This window comes from Mesorhizobium alhagi CCNWXJ12-2 (assembly GCF_000236565.1).
Classification (GTDB): domain Bacteria; phylum Pseudomonadota; class Alphaproteobacteria; order Rhizobiales; family Rhizobiaceae; genus Allomesorhizobium; species Allomesorhizobium alhagi.
The window spans coordinates 1-20,972 of record NZ_AHAM01000141.1 but is presented as its reverse complement, the minus strand read 5'-3'; the positions used below and the strand labels follow the sequence as shown (position 1 = coordinate 20,972).

General features: G+C 63.8%; 11 protein-coding genes. 7 read left to right on the top strand and 4 right to left on the bottom strand.

Annotation, left to right across the window (positions count from 1 at the left end; genetic code table 11):
• Window positions 1-1,019, bottom strand: a 1,019-nt coding sequence (locus MAXJ12_RS17035) for a transglycosylase domain-containing protein (RefSeq protein ID WP_193364357.1), incomplete at its 3' end; no start/stop codon positions are given.
• A gap of 272 nt (window positions 1,020-1,291) precedes the next feature.
• Window positions 1,292-6,763, bottom strand: coding sequence for an alpha-2-macroglobulin family protein (locus MAXJ12_RS17030; RefSeq protein ID WP_040586573.1), 5,472 nt, complete (start codon window positions 6,761-6,763; stop codon window positions 1,292-1,294).
• Between the two features lie 417 nt (window positions 6,764-7,180).
• Here MAXJ12_RS17030 and MAXJ12_RS17025 point away from each other — a divergent pair, with 417 nt between their 5' ends.
• From MAXJ12_RS17025 to MAXJ12_RS17010, 4 genes are all read left to right on the top strand, one after another.
• Complete coding sequence (locus MAXJ12_RS17025; RefSeq protein ID WP_008837167.1) at window positions 7,181-8,836, top strand: ABC transporter substrate-binding protein; 1,656 nt, start codon at window positions 7,181-7,183, stop codon at window positions 8,834-8,836.
• Between the two features lie 95 nt (window positions 8,837-8,931).
• Entirely contained in the window at window positions 8,932-9,969 is a 1,038-nt protein-coding gene (locus MAXJ12_RS17020) for an ABC transporter permease (RefSeq protein WP_008837166.1), read from the top strand.
• Window positions 9,970-9,971: 2 nt separating this feature from the next.
• Window positions 9,972-11,123: an ABC transporter permease gene (locus MAXJ12_RS17015; RefSeq protein ID WP_008837165.1), complete on the top strand. Its 1,152-nt coding sequence runs from the start codon at window positions 9,972-9,974 to the stop codon at window positions 11,121-11,123.
• A gap of 12 nt (window positions 11,124-11,135) precedes the next feature.
• On the top strand, window positions 11,136-14,111 hold the full coding sequence (locus MAXJ12_RS17010) for a dipeptide ABC transporter ATP-binding protein (protein ID WP_008837164.1): 2,976 nt from the start codon (window positions 11,136-11,138) through the stop codon (window positions 14,109-14,111).
• Between the two features lie 34 nt (window positions 14,112-14,145).
• Here the strand turns inward: MAXJ12_RS17010 and MAXJ12_RS17005 are convergent, their stop codons facing one another.
• Window positions 14,146-14,739 (bottom strand): transglycosylase SLT domain-containing protein, encoded by a 594-nt coding sequence (locus tag MAXJ12_RS17005; protein ID WP_008837163.1) that lies wholly within the window; start codon window positions 14,737-14,739, stop codon window positions 14,146-14,148.
• A 216-nt stretch (window positions 14,740-14,955) separates the two neighbouring features.
• On the opposite strand from MAXJ12_RS17005, the gene MAXJ12_RS17000 reads away from it, so the two are divergent.
• Window positions 14,956-16,494 carry a trimethylamine methyltransferase family protein gene (locus MAXJ12_RS17000; protein ID WP_008837162.1) on the top strand — a complete coding sequence of 513 codons (1,539 nt, stop codon included), beginning with the start codon at window positions 14,956-14,958 and terminating at the stop codon, window positions 16,492-16,494.
• A gap of 250 nt (window positions 16,495-16,744) precedes the next feature.
• On the top strand, window positions 16,745-19,171 hold the full coding sequence (locus tag MAXJ12_RS16995) for a GcvT family protein (protein WP_008837161.1): 2,427 nt from the start codon (window positions 16,745-16,747) through the stop codon (window positions 19,169-19,171).
• Window positions 19,172-19,520: 349 nt separating this feature from the next.
• Here MAXJ12_RS16995 and MAXJ12_RS16990 read toward each other — a convergent pair whose 3' ends face one another.
• Window positions 19,521-19,790, bottom strand: a complete 270-nt coding sequence (locus MAXJ12_RS16990) for a DNA-binding protein (protein WP_008837160.1) — start codon at window positions 19,788-19,790, stop codon at window positions 19,521-19,523.
• Between the two features lie 197 nt (window positions 19,791-19,987).
• Here MAXJ12_RS16990 and MAXJ12_RS16985 point away from each other — a divergent pair.
• Window positions 19,988-20,972 (top strand): NAD(P)-dependent oxidoreductase (locus MAXJ12_RS16985; protein WP_008837159.1); only part of this gene is annotated, 985 nt, incomplete at its 3' end.

The following is a 20,972-nucleotide window of genomic DNA, read 5'->3' as shown; positions in this document are numbered from 1 at the left end:
GTCGAGCCGGGCGCCCGCCGCGTCTTCGACATGTCGATCCAGCCGGAGCGGCTGGCGTCGAAATAATCGGCCGATCCGACTTCACCGAGGATTTCGCCGGTGCGGGCATCGGCTAGCACCATGGCGACGGAAATTCGCGGCCCGAGCTTTGCCGCCGCGTCGCGCGCGACCGCTTCCAGCCCCTGCTGTACGCTCTTCTTTATCGTCAACTGATGGCGGGTTTTTTCCGGCGTGGCGCGCATGGTGGCATCGGCTGCGTGAGCGGCGAGAGCCGGCAGAGCGAGGCGCCTACCCGGCGGGTCCTCGAGGGCAGCGCGCGCGGCTTCCCTGTCGCCGAGCAGTCCAGCCGCCACCATGCGGGAAAGCACGCGGTCGCGCGCGGCATGCGCTGCCTCCGGATGGCGGTCTGGCCTGCGCTTTTCGGGCAGTTGCGGCAAGGCGACGAGCAGCGCAGCTTCGGAAACCGTGAGCCGCTTCGGCTCTTTGCCGAAATAAGCGAGCGAAGCGGCGCGAACGCCTTCGAGATTGCCGCCATAGGGCGCCAGCGTCAGATAGCGCTCGAGGATTTCGCGCTTGGTCAGCCGCCGCTCGACCTGGACGGCGCGGGCGATCTGGCGCAGCTTCGAGGCGATGCTGCGGCTCGCGCGCGGCTCGGTCAGCCGGGCAAGCTGCATGGAGAGCGTCGAGCCGCCGGAGACGATGCGGCCATTGCCGGCGAACTGCCCCGCCGCCCGCAGCAGCGCCAGCGGATCGACGCCGCTATGCTCATGGAAGCGCTTGTCCTCATAGGCGATCAGCATCTCGACGAATTGCGGATCGACCTGATCGAGGCTCGCGGCCAGCCGCCAGCGCCCATCCGGGGTGGCGAAGGCGCGCAGCAATGCGCCGTCGCGGTCCACGACTTCGGTCGAGACGACGAGCTTTTCAGGCAGCGGAGGCGGAAAGGCGCGGTCGAGTTGGAGCAATCCCAATGCGACGGCGGATGTAGCGCCAAACAGTACGGCGGCACCGATGACCATTTTGCGCAGGCGAGTCACGCTGTGACCTCGCCGTTGTGATCACCACGCCGGCAAAGCCTGCGCCTTACGTTGCCCCCCTCTGTCCTGCCGGACATCTCCCCCACAAGGGGGGAGATCGGCCGGCCGCAATGCCTCGCCAGCCTTAACTGCGTTGGAGATTGAGAGCCTTCGTCAATAATGGCGTAATCTCCCCCCAAGTGGGGGAGATGTCCGGCAGGACAGAGGGGGGCAACGTAGAGCACTGCCTGAGTCCTCACTTACAACCGATCACCTCACGGCGCCTTGACCTCCATCATGCCCGTCGCGGTACGCGCCGAGAATTGCGGGCGGTACATGTCTTCCACATTCGCCGCCGGGTGCGCATAGACGCCGGGCGTCACTGCCCGCACGACATAGGCGACCGTGACGGAGCGGTCGCCGCCTTGCTCCCGGTTGAACGCCGCGACGAAGCGGTCGTCGCGGAATTCGAGATGCGCCGCTTCCGTCCGGGCGAGCCACGAAAAGCTGGCAAGGTCGGCGCTCGACACCAGGCGCGGATTGTCGATCTCGAAACCGGCAGGCAGCAAGTCGGTGACAAGGACGCGCGAGGCCCAGTCGCTCAGTTCCTCGACTTTCAGCACGACCACGAAGCGTTCGTTCTGCATTGCCTGGGTGACGTTGGCCTCGGTACCGTCCAGGCGATAGTAGGTGCGCTCTATGGTGAAGCCGTCGCCGCCGGCGGGCAAAGGCTGTGCCGGCGCGGCGACGGTCGTGACTACCGCCTGCACCGGGTCGGGGCCGGCATTGGCGATGACCAGCGGGTTGTCGAGCAGCTCCGTCCCGGTCAGACGCCCGGAATAGCCGCCGGTGTGCGGTGCGTCGTTGACCGTCAGCCTGATCGCCTCGCTGTTGGCCTTCATGGCGCGGGCGGCGAGCAGCATCCAGGCCTGGTCCTGGGTGCTGGTGTAGGACGCCGCGCGGCGTTCGGTCGAGACGAGCTTGATGAGCTCGGGCACCACGGCCGGCATCGGGCGGCTTTCCGCCGCCAGCGCCAGCATGGCCGCGCCGTCGCGAAGCCGCGAGCCGTAGTCGGAGCGATAGTAATTGTGGTCGACATTGGACTTGGCCAGTTGCAGCGCGGCCGTGAAGGTGGATTGCGAGCGCTGCGCGTCGCCGTAGAGCGCGAGACTCGCCGCAAGCTGGGCGACCGCCATCGGGCTGGAGAACGCCTCGATCTGCGTATCGGAATAGTAGCGCAGGTCGCCGACCGAGGCCTTCTTGTTGCGCGCCAACACATAGAGCGCATAGGCGATCTCGCTGCCGCGATCCTGCAGGTTGATATCGTAGGATAGCGAATTCTGAAGGTTGTTCAGCGCCTGCTGCATGGCCTGGTTCGGCACGTCGTAATTCTGCTCGCGCGCTCTGGTCAGGAAGTCGGTGACGTAGGAATCGAGCCATAGATCGCCTGAACCCGGCGACCACAGGCCGAAACTGCCCGACGAGGACTGGTAGTTGAGCACGCGGTAGATCGCGTCCTGGATGCGCCCGCGCAGGGCCGGGTCCACTTCCATGCCGGCGGTAGCCGAAAGCTCGCTGACATAGAGCAGCGGCAGTGCGCGGCTGGTGGTCTGCTCGGCGCAGCCATAGGGATAGCGGTCGAGCGTCATCAGCAGCGAAGGCACGTCGAAGGCCGAGGCCGGCGAAACGCCGACGCTGACATAGGCGCCCGGAAGCAGGCTTGCCGCCAGCAATTCCCGATCGACGCGCAGGCTCCTGCCGTTCGGCCCGAGATCGACGACCATGCGGGTGGTGACCGGCATCGCTGCCGGGCGGACGGGAATCGAGAGGTTCTGCTCGACCGTCAGCCCGCCGGCATGGGCCAGCCTTATGGTGATGCCCGCATCCCCCACAGTCTGGGCGATGAGGGGAACGGTCAGCGTCTGGCGCTTGCCGGCCGTCAGCTGGACTTTGTCCGGCAGCGCGGTACTGCCGGTGGAAAGATCGCCGGTGGTTTCGATGGCGAGTGAATAGTCGCCATCCGGCGCGTCGGTGTTGGCGATGTCGAGGCGCATTACGGCAGCGTCGCCGGGGGCGAGGAAGCGTGGCAGGCCGGCGGTTACGACCACCGGATCGCGTACGATCACATCGGCCGAAGCATGGCCGACAGCCTCCTTCGTCCAGGCGACCGACATCACGCGAACGGTGCCGTTGAACTGCGGTATGTCGAAATCGACCGTCGCCTTGCCCTCGGCATCGAGTTTTACGGGACCGGAGAAGAAGGCGACGAGTTTTTCGGTCGGCGGACTACCCTCGGCGGTCATTGCAGCGCCGTCGCCGCCTGTGCGCAGCTTTCCTGCTGCCCCCAGCGAGCCATCGATCAGCCGGCCGTAAAGGTCGCGCAGTTCGAGGCCGAGCTGGCGCTGTCCGAAGAACCAGGCTTCCGGATCGGGCGTCTTGTAGCCGGTCAGGTTCAGTATGCCGACATCTACGGCGGCGACCATGACATAGGCGTCACTGCCCGAAGCGGCGCCGGTCACGGCGACCGGGATCGACAGGGTCTGGCGCGGCGATGTCTTTTCGGGCGTGGTCATCGCGACGGCGAGCCTTTTCGCGCCGGGATCGACCTTCAGCCATTTCACGCCGATGGCGCGGGCCGGCATGCGCGATTCTTGCGCCTCGCCGGGACGGTAGAGCGTGGCGGTGACATAGGCGCCCGCACCCCAGTCTGCCCCGACGGGGATATCGACGGTCGCGCCGCCTTCGGCAACAGAGGCAGCGACCGTGGTCAGCAGCTTGTCTGCACCGATCGTGACCAGAAGCTCGCCGGCGAAGCGCGGCGAAACCTGAAGCCTGGCGGTCTCGCCCGCGGCGTAGGAAGCCTTGTCGAGCGCGATCTCGAGCGCATCCGGCGTTTCCGTCGACGAGGCTTCGACATACCAGCCTGCCTCGAATTCGACACTTGTCGCCGGACCGGCCGGATCGGCAGTCTCGACCTCCAGCCGGTAGCGGCCCCAGTCGACGGAGACCGCCACTTCGGCCGTGCCGTCGGCCGGAATATCGACCTTTCCGTTGGCTACGGCCTTGGTGAAAGTCACCGGCTCGTAGTTCCAGGAGTTGCCGCTGCGGTACCATTGGTAGTTGCGCTCGACCCTGACCAGCGACCACTCGGCCCCGGCCAGCGCCTCGCGATTGCCGTCCGGATCGACGGCGATGACGCTGAATTTGGCGCTCGAGGCCTGCGGAACCTCGCCGGAAAATTCCGGCTTGATGCCGATCATCGCGCCGGTCGGGCGGATTTCGATGTCGGTGGATTCCTCCACCGCGCGGCCGCCGCTCTCGCGCATGCGTACCGTCACTTCGGCGTTGAGCAGCCGCGTCGTCGAAGGCAGCTGGTCGATCTGGACCGGGAAAGTGGCCTTGCCGTCATCGCCCACCAGCGGCAGGCCGGCCAGCGGGATGCGGGTGGCGTCGCCTTCCTGCTCATCGGCGAGGCCGAAGGAATAGCCTTTGAAGCGCTCCCAGTCGCGCATCGTGGAAAGCGTGATTTCGCCTTCCAGCGCAAGGCCCGCGGCCGGCGCGCCGTAGAGGAAGCGGCCGTCGACAGTGACGGTGGCGGTCTCGCCTGCGGCGATCTCGTCGGTGTCGCTGGTGAGCGAGAACTCTATGCGGTCGGGAACGAAATCTTCGACCAGGAACATGTGGCTTGCGACCGCTGCTTCCTTCGGGTCGGTGTGGATGTTGACCGTCCATGTGCCGCGCATGGCGTTGGGCGAAAGCGTCAGGTCGACCGCATGGCCGCCGGCATTGGCGCCGTCGGAAACGATGCGGCGATCCTCGACGCCGTCGGGGCGCGAGAAGATGAAGGTGAGCGGCAGGTTCTCCACCGCCTTTGCCGCATCGTCGCGGGCAAGGGCTGCGACATGCACTTCCTCGCCCGCGCGGTAGATGCCGCGCTCGGTCCAGGCATAGATGTCGAGCGCGCCTGGCGCCGCGCGGCCCATGACGCCGCGATCCGACAGGTCGAAGCCGGCGCGGGTCATGTCGAGGAAGACAAAATCCTTCTCGCCCTGGCTCGCCGTCAGCACGGCCGGCGCCATGCCGCCGTCGCCGCGGGTCAGGCCGGGCATGAACATTGCGCGGCCTTCGGCGTTTGTGGTGGCGGTGCCGAGTATCTCGTTGTTGCGGGCAAGCAGTGTCAGTTCGATGTCCGCGAGCGGCTTGGCCGATCCCAGCGAGCGGGCGAAGACGTTGAGCCCGTCCTGGCCGGTATAGGTGGACAGGCCGATGTCGGAAACGACGAACCACTGCGTGGCGCGCGATTCCCAGGTGTCGCGCGAGTCGTCCTTGGGCTGCGCGGTCAGCACATAGACGCCGGGCTCGCGGTTCGGCAGCGCCTCGTCGACCGGGAAGGAAGTGGTGACCTCCTTGTTGAGCGTGCTGGCGATCTCGATCTCGCCTTCCCAGATCGGCTCGCCCATCTGGTCGGCTATGTTGGTGATGTCGTATCCATCGAGCTGGCGAAGGAACTGATAGCCGGTGAGAAGCTGGGCGAGCGAGCGGTCGCCGATGCGGAACAGCTTCAAATCGGCCGCTTCCATATTGATGGTGACCAGCGGGATGCCGCGTCGGGCGGAGGAAGGCAGCACGAAGCTGTCGCCGGTAAAGCGGGCCGACGCCGCGCGGTCCTGGACATAGACTTCGAGCACGACCGGCGCTTCGATGACCTCGCCGATGGCGGCCGGCAGGCCGGGGCGGAACGCCACGCGGTAGCGGCGCCCGTGCTCCAGGCCCTCCACGCAGATCTGCCGGTCCTTGGCCTCGACCGCCTTGGGGGCCGCGTCGTCGATCATCACGAAAGGCGCGTAGTCGACGCCGGTCTTGACCAATTCCTCGGAAAACTGGGCGCAGACGCGCGGCGATGCGCTGTCGGCGTCGATCGAATGATCGACGACGCGGAAGCCCTTGCGCGCCTTCAGATCTTCGTACTCGGCCCGGACCTCCGCCGAATTCACCAAAGCGAGGCTCGCTTCGTAGGCCTGCAGGGAGGGGCGATAGATTTCGCGGCGGTCGAGGCCGACAGCGAGCACGGCCAGCGCCTCGGCGCGCGTGGCGGCGGTGCGCAGAAGCTTATAGGCATTCAGCGCCGCGTCGGTGAAGTCGCGCTCGCGGTTGGCGGTTTTGGCGCTGTCTGCCGCCGGCTGGATCATGATCGCGCGGGCGAGACCGAGCCACAGCCGGCCGTCGTCGGGCGAAATCGCGATTGCCGCCCGGAAATTCTGGGCGGCGGCACGCGGATCGCCGGTCAGCATGGCGTATTCGCCGGCCTCGGTCAGCCCGGCGAGCCCTTCCTCGCCGATCGCATTCATTCCATTGGTCAGCCGGTCGCGATAGCGCGCAGCTTCCTCTATCAGCCATTTGGGCAGGAAGGTCAGTTCCGGAGGCGCGCCGATATCGGGATCGCTGCCCATCTTGACGATCTTGCCGGCGACGGCTCCGTTGAACGGCTTCAGCGTTGCGAAGTCCGATTTCAGGAAGCACCATTTCGCCTTGGTATTGTAGGTGAAGGCGCGGCAGGCCGAATCGCCAAGGCAGGTGGATTTGCATTGGTCGAGCGTGACGTTCTGCTCGGATCTCAGATCGAAGCCGAAATAGTCCTGGTTCTCGGTCGTCACGACCGTTCTGGCATCTAGCGCAAAAGCTGGGGACAGCCATGAAAAGAAGAGGAAAAGGAAAGCAGAAAAACTACGAGCCGCGTGCAGTGACATATTCCCCTCCGAATGCCGTTGCCATGAACAGACGTAACAATAACACAACAATAGCTTCAGTATAGCTTCTCAAAGCGGGACGGGACAGGACCCCGGTGAGAGTTTGCCGCGGCGCCGGGAGACAATTTTCAACCCGGGGTTTCGTCCGGATAGCGTCCCGCGGCCGTGTTGGCATCATGGGCGAGCCGTTCTGGTGCTGTCCGAACCGACGCGAATGTCACAGTTTAATTTGACAAAAAATTTCCGACGAATCCGTCGCGCATTAGCAATTTTGCGCCAAGATTGTCGCATTCGCGCGAACCGCCTCCCGATCAAAGTTGCACATTCCGCAGCGGGGTTCCCAACCCGGCCTCCTTTTGACATGTTTGGCCGGATGCGGAATGATAATCGGCAGAAAGCCAACAATGGGAGTTTGTGATGACGTTCTACAAAAGTAATGGGGATCGCGTTCCGGATCACATCGTCAAGATGGCGGAAAGCACCAAGGCGGGCGGGGTAGATCGCCGCGAATTTCTTGCGATGGCCAGCGTGTTCGGCGCCTCGACGGCGATGGCTTACGGCATGATCGGGCTTGCTGCGCCGACGCCGGCCGCCGCCCAGGAAACCCCCAAGAAAGGTGGCGTCCTGAAGGTTGCGATGTCGGTCAAGGATCCGAAGGATCCGCGCACCGCAGACTGGTCCGAGATCGCCAACGCCGAGCGCCAGACGCTCGAGCCTCTGGTCAAATATACGCGCGACTTCACCTTCGAACCCTACCTGCTGGAAAGCTGGGAAGTGAACGACGACGCGACCGAATACACGCTGAAGATCCGCCCGGGCGTCACCTGGAACAATGGCGACACGTTCAATGCCGACGATGTGATCTTCAATTTCACCCGTTGGGCCGACAAGAGCGCCGAGGGTAACTCCATGCCTGGCCGCCTCGGCACGCTGGTCGACGAGGCTTCCGGCAAGCTGCGCGAGGGCTCGGTCACCAAGGTCGACGACTCGACGGTCAAGCTCACCCTGACCAAATCGGACATCGGACTTATCCCGAACCTGTGCGACTATCCCGGCCTGGTCGTTCATCGCTCCTTCGACGAGACGGGCGCCAATTTCGCGCAGAACCCGATTGGCACCGGCCCCTTCGAGCTGGTCTCCTACGACGTCGGCCAGAAGGTGGTCTACAAGCGCCGCGAGAACGGCGCCTGGTGGGGTGGCGAGGTCATGCTCGACGGCGTCGAGTTCATCGACTACGGCACCGATCCCTCGGCCATGGTCTCGGCGTACGAAGCCGGCGAGGTCCACACCAACCACGAGACGACCGCCGACTATGTTTCGATCCTCGAAGGCGTCGGCGCCATCACCTCGGAAGTGGTGACCGCTTCGACCATCGTGGCGCGCACCAACGTGACCAACAAGCCCTATGACGACCAGAAGGTCCGCAACGCGCTTCAGCTCGCTGTCGACAATGCGGTCGTGCTTCAGCTCGGCTACGGCAATGCCGGCGAGGTGGCCGAAAACCACCATGTCTGCCCGATCCATCCCGAATACGCCGAACTGCCGAAGATCGCCCGCGACATGGAAAAGGCCAAGGCGCTGATGGCCGAAGCCGGACAGGCGGATTTCGAGCACGACCTGATCACGGTCGACGAGGACTGGCACAAGAACACCGGCGATGCCATCGCCGCCCAGCTTCGCGAGGCGGGCATCAAGGTCAAGCGCACGGTTCTGCCGGGGTCGACCTTCTGGAACGACTGGACCAAGTATCCGTATTCGATGACCAACTGGAACATGCGGCCGCTCGGCATCCAGGTCATCTCGATCGCTTACCGCACCGGCGAGGCCTGGAACGAGGCGGGCTACTCCAATCCGGATCTCGACGCCAAGATCGGCGAGGCGCTCTCGATCGCCGACGCCGAGAAGCGCAAGGTCGTGATGGCCGACATTGAGAAAATCCTTCAGGATTCCGGCATCATCATCCAGCCATACTGGCGCAAGCTCTACAATCACTCGGTCGAGGCCGTGAAGAACCACGGCATGCACCCGACGTTCGAGCATGATTTCGGCAAGGTCTGGCTGGACGAGGCTTGATCTTTACCTGTTGTCGAGAGGGGGGCTTCGTGCTCCCCTCCACACTCTCCCGGGTTGATCGCATCTGACCCCAACCCGACTGGCAGGGGGCGAACATGCTTGCTTTCATATTGCGCCGGCTGGGCACCATGGCGTTGACCATGCTATGCCTGACGATGGTCGTGTTCTTCATGATCAATCTCGAGCCGAACCTGCGCAAGCTGTCGATCAGCCAGCTCGACATGCGCTCCTCGGACGAGCATATCGAAAGCTGGCTGGTCAAGAACGGCTACCGCCAGAACTTCTTCGTGCGCTACGGCCAATGGCTCGGCGTCTGGCCCAAATATCCCAATATCGATCCCGCGACCGGCGAGGCCGTGTCGCGCTTCACCTATTGCAACGAGCCCGCCGAAACCCGCTTCTCAGGCGTCCTCCAGGGCGATTTCGGCTGCTCGACCAAATTCAAGACCACCGTCGCCGCGAAGCTGTTCCCAGCGCTCGGCGCCACCGGCATCCTGATGTTCTGGGTAATGGTGACGATGGTGCCCATATCGCTGCTCATCGGCATTCTTGCGGGGATGCGAGAAGGCACCCGGACGGACCGAAGTCTCTCCGTGGCGTCGATCGCCACCACCGCCACGCCTGAATATGTCTCCGGCGTTATCTTCACGGTCATCTTCGCCTCGTGGCTCGGCTGGCTGAACGGTTCGGCCGCGTCGGCCACCGGGCAAGGCATCACCTTCTACAATTTCACACTGCCCGTCATGACCATGGCGATCTACGGCATCGGCTACATCGCCCGCATGACCCGGGCCTCGATGGTCGAGGTGATGACGCAGCAATATATCCGCACGGCCAGGCTCAAGGGGCTGGGCTTCGGCAGCGTCGTCATCAAGCACGCGCTGCGCAACGCGCTGATCGCGCCGTTCACGGTTATCATGCTGCAGTTTCCGTGGCTCCTGACCGGCGTCGTCATCGTCGAGGTGATGTTCCGCTACCAGGGCTTTGGCTTCACGCTGGTCGAAGCCGCCGGCAACAACGACATCGACCTCCTGCTCGGCTGCTCGCTCGTGTCGGTGTTCGTGGTGCTGTTCACGCAGCTGATCTCGGATGTCGGCTACGCCTATCTCAATCCACGCATAAGGGTGCAGTAGGCATGGAGTATATCGGGGGATTCCAGATTTTTCTCGGCGTTCTCGCCCGCTTCTGGCCGGTCTGGCTGGCGCTGGCGATCATCATGGGGGCGAGCTTCGTCTACAAGAAGAAGCTCGGTCTCTACGGGCAGCTGTTCGATTCGGGCGTCGGCATTGTCGGCGTCGGCATATGCTTCTTCTGGCTGTTTACGGCGATATTCGCCGGAACCATCGCGCCCTTCAATCCGCTGGCGCAGATACCGATCATGAAAGATGCGCTGCCGGGCGCGATCGACGCCGCATCCGGCCAGGCCTATCTGTTCGGCGGCGACAAGCTGGCGCGCGACGTGTTTTCCCGCATGGTTTATGGCAGCCAGATCGTGCTGATCATCGCGCCGGCGGCCACGGCCTTCGCGCTGATGGTCGGCATCACGCTCGGGCTGCCTGCCGGCTACTATGGCGGGCGCATCGATTCGGTGCTTTCGTTCCTGGCCAATCTGGTGCTGGCCTTCCCCGTCATCCTGCTCTTCTACCTGCTGGTGACCCCTGGCATCATGGAGACGCCGATCCCCTACGGCATGGCCGGGCTGTTCTTCCTGTTCCCGATCATCTTCTTTTCCGCGCTGTTCTACACACGTTTCAAGAACCGCCCCGACCGGGTCTACATCCAGATCGGCCTGACGCTTTTGATCGGCGGCTGGATTTATGCCGGCCTGGTATTCAACGCCGACCCGCTGGGCATCGTGTCGATCAAGCCGAACCAGCTCAACATCTTCGTGGCCGTGGTGTTTGCGTCTAGTCCGGGCGTGTTCCGCATTGTTCGCGGCCTGGTCATGGACATCAAGACGCGCGACTACGTCGCCGCGGCCCAGACGCGCGGCGAAAGCCCGTGGTACATCATGCTGTGGGAGATACTGCCCAACGCACGCGGACCACTGATCGTGGATGCCTGCCTGCGCATCGGCTATACAACCATCCTCTTGGGTACGCTCGGCTATTTCGGCCTGGGGCTGGCGCCGGAAAGCCCTGACTGGGGTACCGCGATCAAGGATGCCAGCCGGCTCCTGCGCTCCTATATCCATCCGGCGCTGCCGCCGACGGTCGCGCTGATGTCCTTCGTGCTGGGGCTCAATCTTCTCGCCGACGCTCTGCGCGAACAATCGATGAAAGACTGACGGAGAATCGATATGAACGAGGCTGTCAGGAATCCCACCGAACCGATCGTCGAAATCGAGAACCTCTCCATCTCCTTCTTCACGCGGCGCGGCGAGATACCGGCCGTCATGGATTTTTCCTGCACGGTCATGCCCGGCGAGGCGATGGGCATCGTCGGGGAATCCGGCTGCGGCAAGTCGACGGTCTCGCTCGGCATCATGCGCGACCTTTCAAACATCGGCAAAATCGTCGGCGGGCGGATAAAATTCCAGGGCCGCGATATGGGCGATATGTCCCAGGAGGAGTTGCAGGCGATCCGCGGCAACAAGATCGCGATGATCTACCAGGAGCCGATGGCGAGCCTGAACCCGGCCATGAAGGTCGGCCGCCAGTTGATGGAAGTGCCGCTGCTCCACGACAAGGCGTCGAAGGAGGAAGCTTACAACCGTTCCCTCGCAATGCTGAAATCGGTGCGGCTGCCCGACCCCGAGCGCATGATGAAATCCTATCCGCACCAGCTTTCGGGCGGCCAGCAGCAGCGCATCGTCATCGCGATGGCGTTGCTGTCCAAACCGGCACTGCTGCTTCTCGACGAGCCGACGACCGCGCTCGACGTGACGGTGGAGGCCGGCATCGTCGAACTGGTCAAGGGGCTCGGCAAGGAGTTCGGCACGTCGATGATCTTCGTGTCGCACAATCTCGGCCTGATCCTCGAAACCTGCGACCGCATCACCGTGATGTATTCGGGCGAGGCGGTCGAGACTGGCAACATCAAGGACGTGTTCGATCGCATGCGCCACCCCTATACGCAGGGGCTGTTCCGCTCGATCCCGCTGCCCGGCGCGGACAAGAATTCACGGCCGCTGATCTCGATTCCCGGTCAGCTCCCGCTGCCGCATGAGCGGCCGAAGGGCTGCAATTTCGGGCCGCGCTGCCACCATTTCGTCGAGGGCGTCTGCAACGCCGCCGAGATCCCGATGATTCCGGTCGAAGGCCACGACAATCATTTCAGCCGCTGCGTGCGCTTCAACGAGATAGACTGGTCGGCGGTGCCGGAAGGCGCCAGGACGCACAAGGAACCGGTTACGCCCGGCGCGCCCGTGCTCAAGATCAACGACTTGAAGAAGTACTACAAGGTCGCCGCCAACGAAATCTTCGGCGGCAGCGGCGAGGGCCGCGTCGTCAAGGCCAACGAGGCGATCAGCTTCGAGGCGCGCGAATCCGAGACCGTCGCTATCGTCGGCGAATCCGGCTGCGGCAAGTCGACTTTGGCCAAGGTGCTGCTCGGCCTTGAGACGGCAAGCTCCGGCACGGTCACGCTCGGCAACAGCGAAATCCAGTCGATCGGGATCGAGGACCGCGACGTGAAGACCGTCTCGTCGATCCAGATGGTCTTCCAGAACCCGTTCGACACGCTCAACCCAAGCCATTCGGTCGGCTCTCAGATCATCCGCACACTCGAAAAGTTCGGCGTCGGCAGGAACCCCGCCGAGCGGCGCAACCGCATGCTGGAACTGCTCGACCTGGTCAAGCTTCCACGCGCTTTTGCCGAGCGCATGCCGCGGCAGCTTTCAGGCGGACAAAAACAGCGCATCGGCGTGGCGCGCGCCTTCGCCGGCCGCGCGCAGGTGGTGGTCGCCGACGAGCCGGTCTCGGCGCTCGACGTTTCGGTGCAGGCGGCCGTTACCGAACTCCTGATGGACATACAGCGCGAGTCCAAGACGACGATGCTGTTCATCAGCCACGATCTGTCAGTGGTGCGCTACATCGCCGACCGCGTCGTCGTCATGTATCTCGGCCACATCGTCGAGCAGGGCACGACCGACCAGATTTTCTCGCCGCCCTACCACCCCTATACGGAGGCGCTGCTTTCGGCGATCCCGATCGCCGATACCAGCGTGGTCAAGAAGCACATCGTGCTCGAAGGCGACATTCCCTCGGCCATGAACCCACCCTCGGGCTGCCCGTTCCAGACCCGCTGCCCGCGCAAGCATCTCGTTCCGGACAATCTCTGCGAGACGCAGTTGCCGCCGTTCAAGGATCTCGGCAACGGGCATCGCAGCCTGTGCTGGCTCGACGACGACGTTCTGGCGACGATGGAGCCGGTGATCAGCTTCTCCGGCGGTGACGATCACGCGCCCGTAGCGGACGCCGTTCCCGCCGACACGCCGCAGCGGCCGGAAGGCCGGGGCGCGGATCCGGGCTTTGCCGGCCGGCCGCCGCAGCGTCCGCACGGCAAGACCGCAACGCCCGAAGCCGGCATGGCTGGCGCCGAAGCTCGGGAAGCCGAGGCCAAGGCGCGCACGCGCCGCGAGGAGGTTCGCGACGATCGCGGCGGGCAGGGCGCCGACATCGACCCGTCGGATCCTTCCTCGGCGCTTCCCGCCAGTCCACTGCAGGTCGGCGAGGGCAGGCAGGCTGACGACGCCGACGTGCCCTCGGCCTTCGAGGAGACGGTGGAAGAGCGCGCGCAGGATGCAACCGGCCGTGCTCCAAAGACGCCTAACCAGTCGGGCAGCGCGAAGACCGCGCGGGCCAAGCCTTCGACCAAAGCAAATGCCAAACCGGCGTCAGCGACGAAAGCGACACCCGCTTCCCTTGCCGCGCTTCAATCAGGCGCCAAGGCGCCAGCCGCGAAAACGCCTCGTGTCGCCACGCAACTTAAACCCGCCAAGGCTGCTCCGAAGCCGTCCGGCAAGATGCCGGCCGAACCTGCCCGGGCTGCCGTTGACAGAGGCCGTCCTGCGGGGATTGCAAGGCCGGCCCAACCTGACGACCTGAAGCTTATTTCCGGCATCGGCCCCAAGATCGAGCGCCTGCTCAACGAACTCGGCATCTACACCTATGCGCAGATTGCGGCGTGGAAGAAGACCGAACGCGCCTGGGTCAGCGGATATCTGAATTTTTCCGGCCGCATCGAACGTGACGACTGGGTGCGCCAGGCCAAGGCGCTCGCAAAGGGCGGCGAGGCCGAATATATCAAGGTGTTCGGCAGGAGGCCCCGCTAAGGACCGATCCGAGGTTGTGACTTTCGGATATTGCCTAACGGCACTGTGCCAGTTGGGACACGTATTTCTGCGCCATTGCTTCCGTGTCGCGGGCGTAGCGCTGCAGGCTGGCATTGCTGCGCCAATCGCCGCGTTTATAGCCGCCCCAGCCGGCGTAATAGGCCAAGTATAGATTGAACGTGTCGTTGCGGGCGACGCCGTATGTGTCGGCGGTCTTGGAATGGTACCAGCCGACGAAATCCACCGCATCGGCAAAGCTGTTGCGGCGGGCGGCGAAATTGCCGGTCTCGGTCTTGTATTGCGCCCATGTGCCGTCCAGCGCCTGGGAATAGCCGTAGGCGCTCGATTGCCGTTTCCAGGGGATGAAGCCGAGCAGCTTGGTGCGCGGCGGCCTGGCGTTGCTCTTGAAGCCGGATTCCTTGCGAAGCGTCGCCATCAGCACGGGAACGGGCACGCCGTGCTTGCGTTCGGCCTGCTTGGCCTCGCGATGCCAATTGTTGAACCAGCCGTCGTTCTGTTCGAACACGGCGCAGACATTGTTGATGTGGCTGGGTGCGGTCGCGCAGGCGGAAAGCGCCAGCGCGAGGGCGGCGATCGGTACAACTTTACTAAAACCCGATGCATGCATCGGCGAAGCATTAGGCTGAAAACATAAAGGGAATCTTGCGGCATTCCTTAACCAGGCGCCGGCTGCCGGATTGATCGCCGCGCAATATCAATAATGCGACGCCCAACGACGCTTTCGTTTTCATCGCCGCCCAGCAATGACGCTCTGGCTAAAATCGCGTCCGCTGATGCCGGATTTTTGGCAGCGGGCCTGCCCAGGCGGCGTATTGATGCGAGCATGACCGAACCCAGACGAAAGCGCGGCGCCGAGCGGACCAACAATCGCGGACCAGCCGCCATTCCGCAATTGCCGCTGCGCCGGGTGCGCAATCCGTATCCGCCGATGGCGCTGCTGTCCGACGACCAGATCGAGGCCATCCACGAAGCCTCGCTGCACATTCTGGAAAATTTCGGCATCGAGCTGATGAGTTCCCGCGCTCTGGCCCTTTTCGAGAAGGCTGGGGCGAAGGTCGACCATGCGACGCAAACCGTCTGGCTCGACCGTGGTCTCGTCGACCAGGCGCTGAAGACCATCCGGCCGACTTACACGCTGACGCCGCGCAATCCCGAGCGAAAGATCCATCTCGGCGGCGACACGATCAATTTTACTCTCGTCGCCGGCCCGCCCAACGTCCATGACATGGAACGCGGCCGCCGTGCCGGCAATCTGCGCGACTATTCAGACCTCGTGCGGTTGGCGCAGCATTTCAACTGCATTCACCTGATCGGCAACCAGGTCTGCGCGCCGGTCGAGCTGCCAGCCAATTCGCGTCATCTCGACACCTATTTCGCTAATCTCACCCTGACCGACAAGGCGTTCCACGTCTCGGCGATCGGCCGGGGCAGGGCGCTGGACGGCGTCAGGATGATGGCGATCTCGCGCGGGCTGACGCTGGACGAACTGGCGCGCGACCCTGGTGTCACCACGGTCATCTCCGTCAACTCGCCGCGGCGCTACGACGAGTTCATGTCGGACGGTCTGATGGCGATGGCCGAACACGGCCAGTCTGTCGCCGTCACGCCGTTCACGCTGATGGGCGCCATGAGCCCGGTGACGCTCGCCGGCGCGCTTGCGCAGCAGAACGCCGAGGCGCTGTTCGGCGTGGTGCTGACCCAACTCGTCCGCCCCGGCGCGCCGGTTATGTATGGTGCCTTCACCTCGAACGTTGACATGCGCTCGGGCGCGCCGGCCTTCGGCACGCCGGAAAACACCAAGGCTAACATCGCGTCCGGCCAACTCGCGCGCAGGTACAACCTGCCTTACCGTACGACACCCGGCTCTGCCTCCAACGCGGCCGACGCGCAGGGCGCCTACGAAACCATGATGGCGCTGTGGGGCGCGGTGCTCGGCCACGGCAACCTCGTCTACCACGCCGCAGGCTGGCAGGAGGGCGGGCTGACCGCGTCCTTCGAGAAGTTCATCATCGACGTCGAGCTGATCCAGCATATGATGGAGTTCCTGAAACCCATCGAAGTCAATGAAGGTGAATTGGCGCTCGACGCACTCGGCCGCGTCCCGACCGGCGGCCATTTCTTCGGCGCGCAGCACACGCTGGAGCGCTACTCCACCGCCTTCTACCAGCCGCTGCTCTCCAATTGGCATAACTTTGAGGCGTGGCGGGAGGCCGGCGGCCTCGACGCCACCGCCCGAGCCACGCGCGTATGGAAGAAAGCGCTGGAGGAATATGTCGAGCCGGCCATGGACGCTTCGGTGCGCGAGGAGATGGAAGCCTATGTGGCGAAACGCAAGGAAGAGATCGGGGCGGGGGAGCCGTGAGGCGTGCGGTTTGTTCGACTAACCGCGCCCCCTCCACCATGCTTCGCATGGTCCCCCTCCTCCGTAAACGGGGGAGGATCAGCGGCGACGCCAGTTCCTCCCCTGCGAAGCGGTGGAGGGGGACCGCCGAAGGCGGTGGAGGGGGCATGTGCAGCCTCAAGACGGCCGCATGGCTCCTCACATCCTGAATCATCTCCCTCCCATCCTGAATCCCAAAACCCGTTCAACCCACTGAACACCGAGAGAAAATATGAAATCGCACACCCAGGTCGTGGTCATCGGCGGAGGCGTCGTCGGCTGCTCTGTGCTGTTCCATCTGGCCAAGCATGGCTGGACCGATGTCGTGCTGCTGGAGCGCGACGAGCTGACCTCCGGCTCGACCTGGCACGCCGCCGGCGGCATGCACACGGTCAATGGCGATCCCAACGTCGCCAAGCTGCAGAAATACACGATCGAGCTCTACAAGGAGATCGAGGCGCTGTCCGGCCAGGCGACCGGCGTGCACCTGACCGGCGGCGTCATGCTTGCCGCCACGCAGGCGCGCATGGATTGGCTGCGCGGCCTCGTCGCCAAGGGCCGCTATCTCGGCATCGAACTTGAGGAGATCTCGGCGAGCGAAGCCGGCGAGATCATGCCGCTGCTCGACCCGAAGGAATTTGTCGGCGCGGTCCGCACTGTGGTCGACGGCCATCTCGACCCGTCCGGCGTCACCCATGCCTATGCCAAGGCTGCCCGCGCGCTCGGCGCGGAGGTGGAGCGTTTCACCAAGGTCGAGGACATTGTCCGCCTGCCCGACGGTAAGTGGCGCGTCGTCACCAACAAGGGCGAGATCGTTGCCGAGCATGTCGTCAATGCCGGCGGCCTGTGGGCGCGCGAGGTCGGCCGTATGGTCGGGCTGGAACTGCCGGTGCTCGCCATGGAGCACATGTACCTCATTACGGAGGACATGCCCGAGGTGAAGGCCTGGAATGATAAAACCGGTACCGAGATCATCCACGCAATTGATTTCGACGGCGAGCTTTACCTGCGCCAGGAGCGCGGCGGCATGCTGATGGGCACCTATGAGAAGGCCAACAAGCCCTGGTCGGAATTCGAGACGCCGTGGAACTTCGGCCACGAGTTGCTGGAGCCGGACATCGACCGCATCGCGCCGTCGCTCGAAGTCGGCTTCCGCCATTTCCCGGCGTTCCAGAACACCGGGATAAAACAGATCATCAACGGCCCGTTCACCTTCGCGCCCGACGGCAATCCGCTGGTCGGGCCGGTGCGCGGCCTGCCTGGCTTCTGGGTCGCATGCGGGGTGATGGCCGGTTTCTCCCAAGGCGGCGGCGTCGGCCTGGCGCTCGCCAACTGGATGATCCAGGGCGATCCGGGCGCCGACATCTGGGCGATGGATGTCTCGCGCTACGGCGACTGGGCGTCGATGACCTACACCAACGCAAAAGTGCGCGAAAACTATTCGCGCCGCTTTTCCATCCGCTTTCCCAATGAGGAACTGCCCGCCGGCCGGCCGCTGAAGACCACGCCGATATACGACCTGCTTTCCGCCAAGGGCGCGCAATGGGGCGTGTCCTACGGTCTCGAAGTGCCGCTCTGGTTCGCGCCCGAAGGCGTCAAGGACGATTTCTCGTGGCGGCGCTCGACCGATTTCGAGCACGTGGCGAATGAATGCCGGACCGTGCGGACAAGCGTTGGCCTCTCCGAAATATCGAACTTCGCCAAATACCGGGTGAAGGGGCAGGGCGCCGAAGCGTGGCTGGACAAGATGCTTGCCTGCAAGCTGCCGAAGCCCGGCCGCATGACGCTTGCCCCGATGCTGAAGGAAGACGGCAAGCTGATCGGCGACTTCTCGCTGGCGAGACTTGGCAACCGGGAGTGGTTCATCGCCGGCTCCGGCATCGCCGAGCAGTATCATATGCGCTGGTTCGAAAAGCACCTGCCGAAGGACGGTTCGGTGACCGTCGAGGCGCTAGGCGCGAAACTCACCGGACTGTCGATCGCCGGACCTGACGCCCGCAACCTGCTGGCGAAGGTCACGCACGCGGACGTCTCCAATGCGGCGTTCAAGTTCATGGATGTGAAGAAGCTCGATATAGGCATGGCTCCCTGCCTTGTCGGCCGCGTCAGCTACACCGGCGATCTCGGCTACGAAATCTGGGTAGAGCCGGAATACCAGCGCGCCGTGTTCCACAGCCTGATGACGGCGGGAGAAGAGTTCGACATCGGCCTGTTCGGTTCCCGGGCGCTCAACGCGCTCAGGCTGGAGAAGAACTACGGCTCCTGGGCGCGCGAATACCGGCCGATCTACGGTCCGCTCGAAGCCGGGCTCGACCGCTTCGTCGCCTATGGGAAGGATGCCGATTTCATAGGCGAGGCCGGCGCTCTGGTCGAGCGCGCATCGGGCGGCAGGCTGCGGCTCCGCGCCTTCATCGTCGAAACCGACGACGCCGACGTCATCGGCGACGAGCCGATCTGGTTTTCCGGCGAAGTGCGCGGTTGGGTCACCTCCGGTGGCTACGCCCATGGCTCGAAGGCGTCGGTGGCCATGGGCTATGTGCCGAAGGAGATCGCCGACGAAAGCGGCGGCTTCGAGATCGAACTGCTCGGCAAGCGCTATCCCGCCCGAATCCAGCCTGCCCCGCTCTTCGACGCCAATCTGGAGCGCATGCGGGGGTGACTGAACGGTAGTGATTTTGCTACGCTCGGTTCGCGTGTTCTGATCTTCGTCCCGAACCAGCGAGAGATCGATGTCCACTATCTCAGATACTTTGTTCGCAGAATTGATATCCGGTTGGATCTTCCGCCACCGGCTTGTCGATAAATTGGGCATTCAGACAGGGATCTCGGCGGCTCTCAAGAATGCAGCAAAAGTAGCAAGCCCGCCGTGCATCGTAGAACGCCGGCACAAGGGACAACACCTTAAGGTCCAATATCATCTGAGGACCGTGAGAGCAGGTGAGCTTGGAGGCCAACTTCTGGAAGTCGAAGGTGAGCGGGATTAGTAGTTGAGCTCAAACTTTGCCCGCTCAACTCTCGACATATTTGTGCAGGATCGAATTGATCAGCGTCTGATAGGGCATGCCCTCTTCGGCGGCCCGGGTCTTTAACTTGGCCAGATCGCGCTTGGGGATCGAAATCGAGATGCGCTGCCGCTCGCCGTCGAGGGTGTCTCGCGCCACCTTCTGCCAGAATGCGCGCTGCTCCTCGGTGTTGCCGGTTGAAACCCATCCGTCCTCCTCGCTCAAAGCGATGAGTTCCTGCTCCTCTTGGTCCAAAATCTTCGGAAATCTGCTCATTGTTCTTTCTCCAGATAGAATCTGGTGGCCTTGCGGCTCGGAAGGCAAGCTGAGGAGGATTTATCTCAGACGTTTGGCGGTCTTTTGCAAACCATATTAAGCCCTCTTCAATATTTGACCGATTGATAAAAAATCAAAACGTGCTAGCCTTCCTGAAAAACAAGCCAGCGACAAAGCCAGCTAAGGGGAACTGCACGATGCCGGAAGGCCAGTTCAAGGAAGGCATAGCCGGAGACCGGCTTTCGCCCGAAAAATACGCCGAGAATTTTTCCGACCTGCATCCGCCGCTCGACCGCCACGAGGCGCTGGTCGAGGCGGATCGCTGCTATTTCTGCTACGATGCGCCATGCATGAATGCGTGCCCGACCTCGATCGATATCCCGCTGTTCATCCGGCAGATCGCCACCGGCAATCCGCTCGGCTCGGCCAAGACCATCTTCGACCAGAATATCCTCGGCGGCATGTGCGCGCGCGTCTGCCCAACGGAGACGCTGTGCGAGGAGGTCTGCGTGCGCGAGATGGCCGAGGGCAAGCCGGTTCAGATCGGCCGGCTGCAGCGCTACGCCACCGATGTCGCCATGGCGATGGAAAAGCAGTTCTACAAGCGCGCCCAGCCGACAGGCCGGAAGGTCGCCGTGGTCGGCGCCGGTCCGGCCGGCCTCGCCTGCGCCCATCGGCTTGCGCGTTACGGCCACGATGTGACGATCCTCGAGGCACGGCCCAAGGCCGGCGGCCTCAACGAATACGGCATCGCCGCCTATAAAAGCACCGACGATTTCGCCCAGGCAGAAGTTGACTACGTCACCGCCATCGGCGGCATCGACGTGGTCGAGGGCAAGGCGCTCGGCCGCGACTACTTCCTGCCGGACCTGGTCAAGACCTACGATGCCGTCTTCCTCGGCATGGGCCTTGGCGGCATCAACGGGCTTCGTGTCGAGGGCGAGGACGCCGACGGCGTCGTGAACGCGGTCGAATTCATCGCCGCCCTTCGACAGGCTGAGGACTTGTCCGATTTGCCGGTCGGCCGCCGCGTCGTCGTCATCGGCGGCGGCATGACGGCGATTGACGCCGCGGTCCAGTCGAAGCTGCTCGGCGCCGAAGAGGTGACGATCTGCTACCGCCGCGGCAAGGAGCACATGAACGCGTCCGAGTTCGAGCAGGATCTGGCGACCTCGAAGGGCG